The 13,150-nt window shown below is 72.7% G+C and carries 12 protein-coding genes and 1 pseudogene; 3 read left to right on the top strand and 10 right to left on the bottom strand.

Annotated features, from left to right (window positions below):
- From eboE to DMH12_RS32280, 4 genes are all read right to left on the bottom strand, one after another.
- Positions 1–980, bottom strand: a 980-nt coding sequence (eboE, locus tag DMH12_RS32295; protein WP_148107566.1) for a metabolite traffic protein EboE, incomplete at its 3' end; no start/stop codon positions are given.
- Between the two features lie 3 nt (positions 981–983).
- A complete protein-coding gene (locus DMH12_RS32290) occupies positions 984–1,832 on the bottom strand; it encodes a TatD family hydrolase (protein WP_125494934.1) in 849 nt (282 codons plus the stop codon).
- Positions 1,832–2,554, bottom strand: a complete 723-nt coding sequence (locus tag DMH12_RS39290; protein ID WP_399189586.1) for an EboA domain-containing protein — start codon at positions 2,552–2,554, stop codon at positions 1,832–1,834. The genes DMH12_RS32290 and DMH12_RS39290 overlap by 1 nt, the downstream gene beginning before the upstream one ends.
- A 451-nt stretch (positions 2,555–3,005) precedes the next feature.
- Entirely contained in the window at positions 3,006–3,923 is a 918-nt protein-coding gene (locus DMH12_RS32280) for a phosphotransferase (RefSeq protein ID WP_125494933.1), read from the bottom strand.
- Positions 3,924–4,038: 115 nt separating this feature from the next.
- Between DMH12_RS32280 and DMH12_RS32275 the strand changes: the two genes are divergently transcribed.
- Positions 4,039–5,388, top strand: coding sequence for a diacylglycerol kinase family protein (locus DMH12_RS32275; protein WP_125494932.1), 1,350 nt, complete (start codon positions 4,039–4,041; stop codon positions 5,386–5,388).
- A 24-nt stretch (positions 5,389–5,412) separates the two neighbouring features.
- On the opposite strand, the gene DMH12_RS32270 is transcribed toward DMH12_RS32275, so the two are convergent.
- Positions 5,413–6,000 carry a TetR/AcrR family transcriptional regulator gene (locus DMH12_RS32270; RefSeq protein ID WP_125494931.1) on the bottom strand — a complete coding sequence of 196 codons (588 nt, stop codon included), beginning with the start codon at positions 5,998–6,000 and terminating at the stop codon, positions 5,413–5,415.
- Between the two features lie 123 nt (positions 6,001–6,123).
- Here DMH12_RS32270 and DMH12_RS32265 point away from each other — a divergent pair, with 123 nt between their 5' ends.
- Positions 6,124–6,684 (top strand): DUF308 domain-containing protein, encoded by a 561-nt coding sequence (locus DMH12_RS32265; protein ID WP_125494930.1) that lies wholly within the window; start codon positions 6,124–6,126, stop codon positions 6,682–6,684.
- A gap of 3 nt (positions 6,685–6,687) precedes the next feature.
- On the opposite strand, the gene DMH12_RS32260 is transcribed toward DMH12_RS32265, so the two are convergent.
- Entirely contained in the window at positions 6,688–7,257 is a 570-nt protein-coding gene (locus DMH12_RS32260) for a TetR/AcrR family transcriptional regulator (RefSeq protein WP_125494929.1), read from the bottom strand.
- 69 nt (positions 7,258–7,326) lie between these two features.
- On the opposite strand from DMH12_RS32260, the gene DMH12_RS32255 reads away from it, so the two are divergent.
- Positions 7,327–8,220, top strand: a complete 894-nt coding sequence (locus tag DMH12_RS32255; RefSeq protein ID WP_125494928.1) for an NADP-dependent oxidoreductase — start codon at positions 7,327–7,329, stop codon at positions 8,218–8,220.
- 10 nt (positions 8,221–8,230) lie between these two features.
- Here the strand turns inward: DMH12_RS32255 and DMH12_RS32250 are convergent, their stop codons facing one another.
- The 4 genes and pseudogenes from DMH12_RS32250 to DMH12_RS32235 form a co-directional block, all read right to left on the bottom strand.
- Positions 8,231–9,082, bottom strand: a complete 852-nt coding sequence (locus tag DMH12_RS32250; RefSeq protein WP_125494935.1) for a geranyl diphosphate 2-C-methyltransferase — start codon at positions 9,080–9,082, stop codon at positions 8,231–8,233.
- A gap of 89 nt (positions 9,083–9,171) precedes the next feature.
- Complete coding sequence (locus tag DMH12_RS32245) at positions 9,172–10,230, bottom strand: family 2 encapsulin nanocompartment cargo protein terpene cyclase (protein ID WP_125494927.1); 1,059 nt, start codon at positions 10,228–10,230, stop codon at positions 9,172–9,174.
- Positions 10,231–10,249: 19 nt separating this feature from the next.
- Positions 10,250–11,692 carry a family 2B encapsulin nanocompartment shell protein gene (locus DMH12_RS32240; RefSeq protein ID WP_399189577.1) on the bottom strand — a complete coding sequence of 481 codons (1,443 nt, stop codon included), beginning with the start codon at positions 11,690–11,692 and terminating at the stop codon, positions 10,250–10,252.
- A 243-nt stretch (positions 11,693–11,935) separates the two neighbouring features.
- A pseudogene (locus tag DMH12_RS32235) lies at positions 11,936–13,150 on the bottom strand (SMI1/KNR4 family protein); the annotation flags it as partial.

Below are 13,150 nucleotides of genomic sequence, written 5' to 3'. Positions count from 1 at the left end.
AGCACGGGGAGGGTGGAGGTGAGGGGCGCGGCGGGGGCCGCGTGCAGGGGGACGTGGAAGTGGGCGCGCCAGGGCGCCGTGTCGGGCAGCGGGCCGCCCTCGGCCAGGGCCTCGTCGAGGTCGTCGGTGCCCTGCCGGCCGCCGGCCGTGGTGGTGGTCCGGGTCTGGTGCAGGAAGCGCGGCTCGGCGAAGGCGGCCAGCGCCTCCCGGACCGCCGGGTCGCCGGGGTGCTCGGCGTGCAGGGCGGCGGACAGCTGGGACTTGACGACGGGGACGCGGGCGGCGGCGAGGGCGTCCAGAGCGGTGTCCGGATCTTCGAAGGAGGTGGCGAGGTGGCAGGTGTCGACGCAGACGCCGATCCGGTCGTGGGCGATCGCGGTCAGCGGGGCGATCGCGTCGTGCGTGGTCTCCACGACGCAGCCGGGTTCGGGTTCCAGGCCGATGCGGATGGAGCGGCCGGTCAGTTCCTGGAGCGCGTCGAGGCGTTCGGCGAGCGTGCCCAGCGCGGCGTGCGCCTTGTCGGCGCGGGTCTCGTCGTACGCGGTGCGCCAGGCGAGGGGGAGTGTGGAGATGGTGCCGTCGGTGACGTCGTCGGGCAGCAGTCCGGCGAGCAGGCGGGCCAGGGAGGTGGTGTGCTCCAGGCGTTCCGGGTCGGCCCAGTCCGGCTTGTAGACGCGGTACTTGACCTCTTCGGCGCCGAAGCCCTCGTAGGGGAAGCCGTTGAGGGTGACGACCTCCAGGCCCCGCCGGTCGAGTTCGGTGCGCAGGCCGCGCAGCGCGGCGGGGTCGGTGACCAGGGCGTGCGCGGCGTCGCGGGCGAGCCACAGCCCGATGCCGAGGCGGTCGCGGCCCAGGCGGCGGCGGACCGGCTCGCAGTGGTCGCGGAGCTGGGCGAGGACGCCGTCGAGGGTCTCGGCGGGGTGGACGTTGGTGCAGTAGGCGAGGTGGACGGTGGAGCCGTCGGGGTGCCGGAAGCGCATGGCTCACTCCCCTCCGCGCAGGATGGAGTTGCCCTCGTGCGTGGCGTCGGCCGGGGCGACGTCCAGTTCCAGCCGCCCGCTGAGTCCGTAGAAGGCGACGGGGTTGCGCCACAGGACCAGGTCCACGTCGTCCTCGGTGAAGCCCTCGGCGAGCATCAGGTCGCCGACCTTGCGGGTCTTGAGCGGGTCGCTCCTGCCCCAGTCGGCGGCGGAGTTCACCAGGACCCGCTCCGGGCCGTACTCGCGCAGCAGGGCCACCATCCGGGCCTCGTCCATCTTGGTGTCCGGATAGACGGAGAAGCCGAGCCAGGCACCGCTGTCCTTCGCCTCCTTGACGGTGGTCTCGTTGAGGTGGTCGACCAGTACGTGGCCGGTGGGCAGCGCGGAGTCGCGGACCGCGTCCAGGGTGCGGCGCAGACCGGCCAGCTTGTCGCGGTGCGGAGTGTGCACGAGGGCGGGCAGGCCGTGGTCGGCGGCGAGCTGGAGCTGGGCGGCCAGGGCGGTGTCCTCGGCCGGGGTCATCGAGTCGTAGCCGATCTCGCCGACCGCCACCACGCGGTCCTTGACCAGGTAGCGGGGCAGTTCGTCGAGGACGGGGAGGCAGCGGGGGTCGTTCGCCTCCTTGGGGTTGAGGGCGATCGTGCAGTGGTGGGCGATGCCGTACTGGGCGGCGCGGAAGGGTTCCCAGCCGAGCAGGGCGTCGAAGTAGTCACGGAAGGAGTCGGGAGAGGTGCGGGGCTGGCCCAGCCAGAAGGACGGTTCGACCACGGCGCGGACGCCGGCGGCGTGCATGGCCTCGTAGTCGTCGGTGGTGCGGGAGGTCATGTGGATGTGGGGGTCGAAGATGCGCATCAGGACTCCTTGCCGTGGGGGTCGGCGTTGCCGGGCGCGGGAGGCTGCTCGGTCTCGGTCAGGGCCAGGACGCGGTGCAGGTCTTCGGGGACGGTGCGGCCCGCGGCGGTGCGTTCGGCGGCGTAGTCGGCGAGCATGCGGGCGAGTTCGTCGTCGCCGCGGGCCCGGCCGGCGAGATCCGCCACGCGCTCGACGGCGACGCCGGTGAACAGGCACTTCAGTACGGCGTGCCGCCACTGGTGGGCGTCGAGGTGGCGGGCGGCGTAGGGGCCGAGGGCGGCGGCGACGAGTCGGGTGTCGTTGGTGCGCAGCGCGTCCTCGACGAGCGGGAGGGCGTCCGGGCCGGGCACCAGGTGGGGCAGCGCGTGCAGGACGGCGCGGCGTTCGTCCGCGGTGCCCTGGGAGTAGACCCGGCTCAGGGCCTCCGTGCCGGCGCGGGCGGCGTGCAGGACGAGTACCCGGGCGGCGTCGGCGTGGGCGGGACCGCAGCGCCGGCCCGCCTCGGCGAGGCGCAGCTCCCACACGGAGATGGGGCCGTGGGCGCCGGGGTGGGCGGCGGCCTCGTCCAGGGCCTGGTCGGGGTGGTCGCCGAGGAGTAACTGGATGCCGGTGGAGGCCAGATGCCCTCCGCGGTACTGCGTCCGGGCGGCCGCGCCGGCGAGGTCGTGCAGGTCGTCCACCCGGTCCTCGGTGCGGGCGAGGTCCTTGCGCAGCGATGTCAGTCGCTTCTCCTGCTTCTTGGCCTTCTCGTTGGCCGCGTTGTACGCCTCGGTGGCCACCTCCGCCTCGCGGTAGAGGCCGTCGAGTTCCGCGCGGATGCCCTCGATGGAGGTGTCGTCCCGCGGGTCGGGATCGTCGGGGGCCGCGTAACTCGGGCCGGGTATCAGGGCCATCGCGCAGACGAGTGCTGCTACGGTGGCCCGGCCGCGCAGCCGTCCGCCGCCGGTCGACACGTTCATCGGCTCCACTTTCAGAGGTCGTGTGCGGGCAGCTCGGACGGGCGGCCTCCGGCCAGCGCGGTCGCCACCACGGGTCACACGGAGATCCGTTCGACCTGTGAACACATTACCCTCACCTGAATGGCCCACCCGGGTATCCCCGCGCGTGTCAACGTCCCCGTAGGCAACTCGCCCACCGTGGTTGGCCGGTTCTTGTCCGTGCCGACGCCGAACCTCAGTTGTGCCTCGTTTCGGTGAGCCGTCGCAGCGCGGCCCGTGCGGGAGGACCCCAGGTGGGCTTGCCACCGGGGAGGCCGCGTTCACCGGCGTCCGCGATGAGCAGGCCGCCGAGCGCGTTCGCCGCCGCGTTGCCGCGGGCACGGCGGAGGGTGGCGCTGTCCGGGGACGGCCGGTAGGCGTCGTGGAAGAGGTCGGTGGCTCCGTCCGGCAGGAGGACCCAGGCGGCGGCGAGGTCGCTCGCCGGATCGCCCGCGCAGAGGTCGCCGAAGTCGATCACACCGCAGAACGTGCCGTCCGCCGTGAGGATGTTGGCCGGATGCAGGTCGGCGTGGACCCACAGCGGAGGGCCGTCCCACGGGGGAGCGTCGAGTGCGTCCTCCCACACCGCGCGGACGGCGTCCGGGTCGGGGAGCAGGCCCAGGTCCGCGGCCCTGGCAAGCTGGCCGGCGAACCCTTCCGCGCGGTCGGCCAGAGCCCCCGCACGGCCGCGGCCGACCGGGGCCCCGGCGGGTGCGGGCCGGTGAAGTGCCGTCAGGAAGGCGGCCAGGGCACCGGCCGCGTCGGCGGCGCGCGTGACGGGAGCACGGTCGGCCGGTGTCCCCGGTACCCAGGTGGTGACGATCCACGGACGCGGGAACCGCTCGGAGGGCTCGCCCAGGCGCTGCGGTACGGGGACGGGCAGCGGCAGGCGCGGGGCGAGCGCGGGCAGCCAGGCGTGTTCCTTCAGCAGGAGTGCGTCCGCGCTCTCCGTCGCCCACGGGAGCCGCACGGCGAGGTCCTCCCCGAGCCGCCACAACTGGTTGTCCCAGCCGCGCGCGCCCAGCCCCAAAGGCCGGTCCGCCAGGTCCGGGTGCTGTTCCTTCAGGAGATCGCGGATCAGCTCCGCGGTGATCTCGGACTCGGTGTGGGACATGGGGAGCAACACTAGCGGGACGACGCCCCCGGCAGCGCGGGTCCGAATATCGCCCATGGCCCGTCCGGAGGCCATAGGCTGCCCGGCGGCTCCCGGTCGACGGAGCCTCGGTGAGATGGGGGGCGCGCAGGTGAGCAGGGTCGATCCGTCGGTCAGGGCCCGGTCGTTGGCCCGCTACGCGTTGCTCGCCGCCGCGGCGGCCGTCCTCGTCGTCCTGCTGTCGCTCCTCGACGCGGGCCTCGTGATCATCCTGGGCGGACTCGCGGGACTCGCGGTGTGCGCGGTGGGCGCCTGGTGGTTCCTGGCCCATCGGGGTGCCGTGCGGGTGCTGGGCGCGGGGCTCGCCGTGGGCGCGTTGGTGGCCGTGCTGGCGTTGTTCCTGAACGGCGGCCTCTGGTTCACGGCCCCGGTCGGGGTGGTGCTCTGGGCCGGGGCCCTGGGCTGTGCCCGCGGTGCCCTGCGGGCGGACCGGCGGCCGGATCCGGCACCCGCCGCCGTGGAGCCGAGCGGGCCGCCCCGACGGGCGGTCCTCATCATGAACCCGGCCTCGGGCGGGGGGAAGGTGGCCCGGTTCGGCCTCGTCGCGCGGGCCGAGGCGCTCGGGGCCCGGGTGATCCTGCTCCGGCCGGGCACCCACAGCGACGTCGAGGAGCTCGCCCGCAAGGCCGTCGCCGAGGGGGCCGACCTGCTCGGCGTCGCGGGCGGGGACGGCACCCAGGCCCTCGTCGCCGCGGTGGCGGCCGAGCACGACCTGCCCTTCCTGGTCATCTCCGCCGGCACCCGCAACCACCTCGCCATGGACCTGGGCCTGGACCGCACCGACCCGTCCCGGTGCCTGGACGCCCTCACCGACGGGGTGGAGCTCAGGGTGGACCTGGGTGACGTGGCCGGCCGGGCGTTCGTCAACACCGTGTCGTTCGGGGTGTACGCGGCGATCGTCCAGCGCCCCGAGTACCGCGACGCCAAGGCGGGCACGGCTCTCGACGCGCTGCCGGACCTGCTGGCCGGCGGTGCCGGTGAGCGCCTCGACGCCCTCGCCGACGACCGGCCGGTCGACGGCCAGCAGGCGTTGCTGGTCAGCAACAACCCCTACTCCTCGGCCGACCCGCTCGACGTCGGACGCCGGCCCCGGCTGGACGGGGGCGAACTCGGCGTGCTCGGCATCCGCGTGGACGGTGCCGCGCAGGCGGCCGACCTCGCCGTGCGGGGCTCGATGTCTCCGGCGCTGACCATGCTGACGTCACGGCGGGTGGAGGTCCGCGCCGGTGCCGCGAGCATCCCGGTGGCCGTCGACGGCGAGGCGCTGACGCTGCCCACACCGGTGGTGTGCACCCTGCGACCGCGTGCCCTGCGCGTCCTGGTCCCGCGCGACCGCCCCGGGGCGGCGGACCAGGTTCGAGAGCTGGACTGGCGGCGGATCGCCACGCTGGCCGTCGATCGCCCGGCCTCCGGCGCACGTCGCTGAGCGGGCTGTCGGGCGTCCGGCGCCTCAACCGCCGGTGCGCGCCCGCAGGATCCCCTCGACGCCTTGGAGGAAGGTCTCCGAGACCAGTTCGGAATCGAAGAGGCACCCCGCCGCCATGGCGCCGTCCCGGAGCATGACGAGGTGCCGCCCGTCCGCCTCGGCGGGTGCGTCGCAGGTCCGTGCCAGCAGCTCCGTGACGGTGTCCAGGAACCACGCCCGGTGCGCCAGGACGGCCCGGTGGATCGGGTGGTCGGGGTCCGGGTACTCGGCCACCGCGTTGAGGAAGGCGCAGCCGCGGAAGCCGGGGGAGCGGATGCCCTCCGTGATGGACCTGGCGACGGCCCGGACCTCGTCGGCCGGGGACCGGGCGCCCGCACGGGCTTCGGCGATCTGCCCCCGGATGCCCCGGTCGGCCAGGTCGAGGTACGCGAGGACGAGGTCCTCCTTGCCCGCGAAGTGCCGGTACAACGTCGCCCGGGTCACCTTCGCCTCGGCGGTGATCCGGTCGATGCCGACGGAGTGGATCCCCTCCGCGTAGAAGATCCGGGTCGCGGTACCGAGCAGCCGCTCCCGCGCTTCCGACGTGCTGCCGCCTTCTGGGCTCCTACTCATGCGGCCCAAGGTACCAAATCGATGAGGTAGAACGTTCGGTCTTGACAAGCGTCACGCCGACCCTCTTGTATCTCAAGGGAGAACGAACGTTCTCCCTCATGCTTGCCAGCGAAAGGTACTTCCGTGGACACCCTTGTCAGCAGCACCTCCGTCGCCGCCCCCGTGGCCCTGCGCAAGCTGTACTTCCTGCGCTTCGCGTTCGCCGCGGCGTGGGCCGCGCTGCTCTTCGCGACCGGCGGGACGCTCGGACCGGCCGCCGTGACCCTCCTGCTCGTCTATCCCCTGTTCGACGTGGCGGCCGCGGTCGTGGACATCCGGTCCGCCGAGGCCGACGGCGGTGGCGCGCCCGCGCTCCGTGTGAACGTCGCGATCAGCTCACTGGCCGTCGTCGGGCTGGCCGTGGCGGCCGCGTCGGGTGTCCCGGCCGTGCTGCGCGTCTGGGGTGTCTGGGCGATCGTCTCGGGCATCGCCCAGCTCGTCGCCGGCGCCACCCGCCGGAAGCTGGGCGGCCAGTGGTCCATGATCGTCAGCGGCGCCGTCTCCACGGTCGCCGGCGCCTCGTTCTTCGCGCAGGCGGGCGGCGACGACGCCGCGCTGACGAGTCTCGCCGGGTACGCCTTCCTCGGCGGCGTGTTCTTCCTGGTCTCCGCGCTCCGGCTGAACCGCGCCCGCAACGGGGCGTGAACGTCAGGCGACCGCCCAGGCCGCCTCGATCATCCGGAAGATCTCGTCCACGGCGGCCTCCGGATCGGCCGCCTCGCGGGCCAGCGCATAGGCGTCGATGACGAACCGCGCGATCGTCCGGCAGGCCGTCGTGGACCGGGACAGCGAGGGGTCGGCGGCGATGGCCGCCGCCAGCGACTCCGCGTGGCGCAGCCGCATCGACTCCTCGTACTTCCGCAGGGCCGGTGATCCGTCGATCATGCGCCAGACCGGTGCGGCGTCGTCCGCCGTGCAGTGGCGCACCAGGGCCAGGATCTCGTCCCGCAGCGCCGGCATCAGCGGCTCGTCCGGCGCCCGGCCCCCGACCGCGTGCGCGAGCCGTGCCTCGAAGTCCTCGTCCCGCTCGAAGACCAGGGCCTCCTTCGAGGCGAAGTGCGAGAAGAGCGTGGTGACCGCCACGTCGGCCTCGGCGGCCACGTCGCGGATACCGACCTTGTCGTACCCGCGTTCCAGGAAGAGCCCCATGGCGGTGTCGGCGATCTTCTGGCGGGTCGCGGCCTTCTTGCGCTCGCGGCGTCCGGTCGGTTGCGGCATGCGCTCACGCTATCAGCTGCAAAGGTGTAACCGTTGTTAAAAACTAACCGTTAGTGCTACGGTCCCGGCATGAAGAAAGTGAGCTTCGCCGAGTTCGGCGGTCCCGAAGTGCTGCGCCTCATAGACGCCGAGGAGCCCCACGCGGGCCCCGGTCAGGTCCGCATCGCGGTGCGGGCGGCGGGTGTGAACCCCGTCGACTGGAGGATCCGCGAAGGCCAGATCCTCAAGGCCCATCCGATCGAGTTGCCCTCCGGAGTAGGGCTGGACGCCTCCGGGGTGGTGGACGAGGTCGGCGAGGGCGTCGAAGGGGTCGCGGTCGGCGACCACGTCTTCGGTGAAGGGGCGAGCACCTACGCCGAGTTCGCCGTACTGTCCGCGTGGGCCCGGATGCCCGACGGGCTGACCTTCGAGGAGGCCGCCGGCTACCCCTCCGTGGTGGAGACGGCGCTGCGCCTCATCCGCGAGATCGGTCTGCGCGCCGGGCAGACGCTGCTGGTCAGCGGCGCCTCAGGCGGAGTCGGCTCGGCGGTGCTGCAGATCGCCCGCGAGCGGGGCATCACGGTGATCGGCACGGCCGGTGCCGCGAACCAGGACTACCTGCGTGGCCTGGGCGCCCTCGCCACGACGTACGGCGAGGGCTGGGTCGAGCGGGTGCGGCGGCTCGGGCAGGTCGACGGGGCGCTCGACCTGGCCGGCTCGGGCGTGATCCGCGAACTGGTCGAGCTGACCGGTGACCCGCGGAAGGTGATCTCCATCGCCGACCTCGACGCGCCGGAACTCGGCGTCCGGTTCTCCGGCGTCGCCGGGAGCGTGCCGGACGCGCTGGCCGAGGCCGCCGACCTCATCTCACGCGGGAGGCTCCACATCCCCGTCGAGAAGACCTACACACTCGCCGAGGCCGCGGCCGCGCACACCGACAGCCGCGCGGGTCACACGCGCGGCCGTCGGGTCGTGATCGTCTGAGCGGAGCGGGTCAGACCCGGTCGGCCGCGATCAGCAGGTACTGGAAGCTGCCGTTGCGGTAGGCGTCGAGGAACGTGTCCTCGATGCCCGTGACGAGGTGGTCGGCCTCGCGGCGCAGCTCCCAGTAGGGGATCGTCGCCGCGGTCAGGTCTTGGACGTGGACGGGGACGAGCCGGTTCCGGGCCATCGCCCGGAAGTACGCCGAGCGCGGGTGGATGTCGCAGATGTAGTGGGCGTTGATGAGGGACACCTCACGGGAGGCCTGCCCGTAGGTGTCGTTGTAGCAGCCGGTGATCACCACGTACCGGCCGCCGCGGCGCAGCAGGCGGGCGTGCTCGGCGAAGAGCAGGTCCAGCTCGACGTACATCGTGGACTCGTTGTTCCAGGAGGCCGCGTAGGCGCCGGTGGCGAGGCCGGTGTCGAGCATGTTGCGGTGGTGGTAGCGCACCTTGCCGTCGATGCCGCGCTTGCGTGCCTGCTCGTTGGCGAAGTCCGCCTGCTTGGCCGAGATGGTGACCCCGTCGGTGTGGCAGCCGTGCCGCAGATGGGCCACCACGCTGCCGCCGCCGCGTCCGCAGCCGGCGTCGAAGACCCGGTCGTCGGGGGAGAGGTCGCCGAGGTGGGAGGCGAGGAACTCGGCCTGGGCGTGCTCCAGCCGGTGCAGTTCGTGCGTGATCCGCTCCCGGCGCCGGTCAGCGTCCGGTTCGTTCAGCACCGAGGTGTCGGCGTCCCCGATGCCGTAGTGGTGGTGGTACAGGTCGTCGACGCGGCCGAGTTCGAGGTTGACCGGGTTCTCTTCGGCGTTCCAGTAGTCCGCGACACGGTTCTGGTACGTGGACTGGGTGGGTACCTGCGCGGCCATGGCGCGGGTCTGGGCGGTGGTCAACTGTGGCTCCCTGGTGCTGTGGTGCGTGTTCCGTCGTACCGAGTGCTCTTGCTGCCGGGCGTCGGTCACCAGTAGTCGGGCAGGCTGTAGCGGTCGCTGTTGCTCGCGTGCCACTCGTGGTTGCCCGACACCCAGTCGGCCAGGCCGCGGGCGTACCGCTCGACGAGGGGCGAGGTGGTGGACAGCAGGGCGGACTCCGTTTCGAACGCTTCCATGATCTGGTTGTGGATGTCGACGCTGCGGAGATAGGCGGCCTTCAGACCGCACCGGTCGTTGGCGGCGACCACCTGGGGCAGGTTCAGGTGCTCCGGGTCGCTCGCCAGTTCCTTGGTGAACGAGTACAGGTCGTTGACGATGGTGGTGGCGTTGCAGGCGAGGACGGTGATCCGCTGTACCTCGGGGCGGGCGTAGACGGCTTCGGGCAGTTCGTAACCGTCCACCGCGTCGACGATGGAGAGACAGGGCCGGAAGTTGTTGAACTGCCGCATCACCAGGTACTCCCAGACGCGCGGCCGGTGACGCGTCTCCGACCAGGAGGCTTCCGCCAGGTACCCCAGGTGCAGCCGGGCGAGGTCGTGCACGAGCCTCGTGGTCTGGCTGGGCGTGGCGAGCGACGCGTAGTCCTTGAGGGCCCAGTGGTACGACCGCAGCGGACCGTCGGCCTGGACGCCCTGGCGCCAGTCGTTCTCGGCCTCGGGGGTGGAGTGGAAGGGGTCGAGGGCGGACTGGGCGATGATCAGCCGGCCGCCGAGACCGCGTCGCGCGCCGCCCCGGCCCTCGTCCTCCTCGCAGTAGCAGCTGTCGACGATGTTCTCCGCCAGCAGCAGCTTGCCGGCGACGGTGAGCCGTTCCATGTCGGCCGCCTCGGGGTGCTGCAGCGCCACGGCACGGCCGAACTGGAACTGTGAGAAGTCCCCGCTCCACTCCGGTGGGAACAGGTCGAGCGAGCGGGCCCAGGCCTCCAGTCTCTCGTCGATCTCGGCGGCCTTGTCCGGGTCGGCGAGTGCGACGGGCCGGTGCTTCAGGCCGGGGATGGTCTTCTCGCGCCGGGCCCGCATGGACCGGGCGGGGTTCGGCGGGCCGGGCAGTGAGAACGCGGCCGTGCCGTTCGCGGAGGTGCTCATGGTCGTGTGCTCCAACTGGTCAGTCGGCAACCCGGCCGAGTTGGACGTTCTCCAGGAGGCCGGCCGCGTCGGGTACGAGGATGGCCAGCGAGTAGTAGGCGGTCACGAGGTAGTTGGTGACGGCGTTCCTGTTGACGCCCATGTACCGGACGTTCAGCCCGGGTTCGTACTCCTCGGGGATGCCGGTCTGGTAGAGGCCGACGACGCCCTGGTCGGCCTCGCCGGTGCGCAGCGCGAGGATGCTGGTGGTGTGGGAACGGGAGACGGGGATCTTGCCGCACGGGAAGATCGGAATGCCCCGCCAGGCGGGGACGTGGTGCCCGTTCACCGTCGCGGAGCCCGGGACCAGGCCGCGCCGGTTGCACTGCCGGAAGAACGCGGCGATCGCCTTGGGATGGGCGAGGAACAGTCCCGTCCCGCGGCGCATGGAGAGGAGTTCGTCCATGTCGTCGGGTGTGGGCGGTCCCGAGTACGTGCCGATGCGCTGTCCGTGGTCGACGTTGTGCAGCAGCCCGAAGTCCCGGTTGTTCACCAGCTCCCACTCCTGGCGCTCGCGGATCTCCTGGATGGTCAGCCGCAGCTGCTGCCGTGTCTGGTCCATGGGGTCGCTGAAGAGGTCGGCGACCCGGGTGTGCACGCGGAGCACCGTCTGGGTGAGGGACAACTCGTACTCGCGCGGGGCGAGGTCGTAGTCGACGAAGCCCCCGGGCAGCGTGGGCTCACCGCTGTGACCGGCCCGGACCGGCATGTCCGCCTCGCCCCCGCGGTTCGTCGGCAGCCGCCGCCGCTCCGCGTACGCCGCCAGGTGCGCGGCCAGGGAGGGCGCCCGGTCGGTGAACTCACGCAGCGCGTCCCGCGGCAGGGCCAGCACCACGGCCGCCGTCTGGGCACGCACCGACGCCGGCCACACCGGGTCGGGCCGGCCGATCGCCTCGTCCCCGACCGGTTCGCCGTCGCCGACGACACCGACCACCGCCTCCCCGCCGTACTGCCCCACGGCGAGCCGGGTGAAGCGGCCGTGGACGACCAGGTAGATCTCGGTGACCGGCCGGCGGGCCTCGCACAGCACCTCACCCGCCCGCACCTCACGGACCGAGAAGCGGCCGGCCAGCTCCGTCAGGACCTCCTGGTCCGCGTAGCCCCGCAGCACGGGCAGCTCGGTGAGGGTCCGCGGAATCACCCGGACGTCGTCGGCGCCGTTGTGCTCGAACTGGACCCGCCCCCGCCCGACCCGCAACTGCAGCCGGCGGTTGACCCGGTAGGCCCCGCCCCTGACGTCCACCCACGGCAGTTTCCTGATCAGCCACCGGGAGGAGATGCCCCGCATCTGGGGCTCGGACTTGGTGGTCGTCGCCAGCTGACGCGCGGCACGGGTGCCGAGGCTGGTGGGCGCGTTCTCGGCGGATGCCGCGGGACCGTGGTCCGGGGTGACCAGACCCGTGGCGCTGTCCTGAGCGGACAATTTCCCTCCAGGAAGGGCGAGCGGTAGTGAGCGGAACGACCCGTGATGCACAAGTGGACCGTGCGCTTCAGCAAGACAACCAGCGCCGGGCGGCCTGCCGGTAGGCGCGAAGGGGGGCGGTCTTCACGCCACGAGGCACAAACATCCCTGATGAAGCGCAGAGCGCGCGAACCACCCACCCGCACGCCCCACCTCTGCTCCGTCACCCCGGACGGGTCACGGTTCGCGAGCGCGGTGACGTCCTCACCGTCCGGGGTCTGCCCGTTCTCCCCGTGGTTCGCGTCCCATGGAGATCTCGACGACCAGGTAGGTCTCTCCGTCCCGGGGCGCTCGCGTCCAGGAGCGCGTGGTGAACGTGTGCAGCCGTCCGCCGTCGATCGCCCGGCGCGGCAGGCCCGCGCCGAACTCCTGCGCCACCGCCTCCAGCAGCAGCCGTTCCGCCTCGGGACGGGGTTCCATGTCGTCCAGGAACCGGCTCGGGTCCAGCGCACGCGGTGGCTCCCCGTCGGACCGGACCTGCCCCTCCGCGTACGTGACCGCGTACCGCTCGGCACCGTCCTGGGCCACCGACAGGTGGAAGAACGATTCCCCGTGCCCGTCCCGCAGGCCGCACCACACCACCACAGCGCGCGTGCCGGCACTGGCCGCGGCGGCGGGGGAGACGAAGTACTGCGGCGAGAACGGCGCCGGGTCGTGGTCGAAGGCGAAGCTCCAACCGCCCCCGGCCCGGCCGACCGCCATCACCGCCCTGTCCTCGTAGGGCGGGAACTTCCCGCCCTCTCCTCGCGACCTGCCGCGCGCCTCCCACACGGTCAAGGGTTCGCCCAGCACGGCGCCGACCTCGTCCGAGAGACGTCCGGGCAACTCCTCCGGCTCCACACCCTCCACCAGGACGAACCGGTAGGAGGCGCGCCCGCCCCCCGGACTCGGCTCCGCCAGCCAGGCCAGGCCGGCCGGATCCAGATCGGCCGTCGGCCGCGGTGCGTCACCGGTCTGCCCGTCTCGCGGCGTGGACAGCAGTTCCCGGCCCCGCTCCGGTGTCAGCAGCGGCCCGAGGAACGGGTCGGCGATCCATCCCAATGGCGCGAGATGATCCGGCCCCAGCGGCTCCCACAGGGGCAGCGCGTCCCTCAGCGTCCGCCACGCCCCGTCGGTGTCGCCCCACCGCGCCAGTTCCCGGGCCCGCTCGACCTGCTCACCGAAGGGGCCCGCGGGCGCGTACCGGTACGTGCCGTCCCTCACTCGCTCCAGAGTCGCGTACGCCCGTGCCACCAACTCGTCCCCGGCGCCCCGCAGATGGAACCTCAGCGTGGAGTCGTCCCGGTACGAGTGCTCCGCGAACTCGGCGACCAACGGCGGCAGCAGGTCGGGCGCGTACCGCGAGTCCGTCACCAGGTCCTCGAAGTACACCATCGAGGTGTCTCCCAGCAGGCGCCGTATCTGGTCGCCCAGCCCGCC

The organism is Streptomyces sp. WAC 04229, assembly GCF_003947455.1.
Taxonomy (GTDB): domain Bacteria; phylum Actinomycetota; class Actinomycetes; order Streptomycetales; family Streptomycetaceae; genus Streptomyces.
Note: the sequence above shows the minus strand (reverse complement) of the source record. Positions and strands in the feature narration are given on the sequence as shown.

Coding starts and splice junctions, on each gene's coding strand:
- DMH12_RS32255 (WP_125494928.1), top strand. CDS start 7,327: ATGAAGAAAGTGAGCTTCGCCGAGTTCGGCGGTCCCGAAGTGCTGCGC.
- DMH12_RS32270 (WP_125494931.1), bottom strand. CDS start 6,000: ATGAGTAGGAGCCCAGAAGGCGGCAGCACGTCGGAAGCGCGGGAGCGG.
- DMH12_RS32290 (WP_125494934.1), bottom strand. CDS start 1,832: ATGCGCATCTTCGACCCCCACATCCACATGACCTCCCGCACCACCGAC.
- DMH12_RS32250 (WP_125494935.1), bottom strand. CDS start 9,082: ATGGCCGCGCAGGTACCCACCCAGTCCACGTACCAGAACCGTGTCGCG.
- DMH12_RS32245 (WP_125494927.1), bottom strand. CDS start 10,230: ATGAGCACCTCCGCGAACGGCACGGCCGCGTTCTCACTGCCCGGCCCG.
- DMH12_RS32275 (WP_125494932.1), top strand. CDS start 4,039: ATGGGGGGCGCGCAGGTGAGCAGGGTCGATCCGTCGGTCAGGGCCCGG.
- DMH12_RS32260 (WP_125494929.1), bottom strand. CDS start 7,257: ATGCCGCAACCGACCGGACGCCGCGAGCGCAAGAAGGCCGCGACCCGC.
- DMH12_RS32280 (WP_125494933.1), bottom strand. CDS start 3,923: ATGTCCCACACCGAGTCCGAGATCACCGCGGAGCTGATCCGCGATCTC.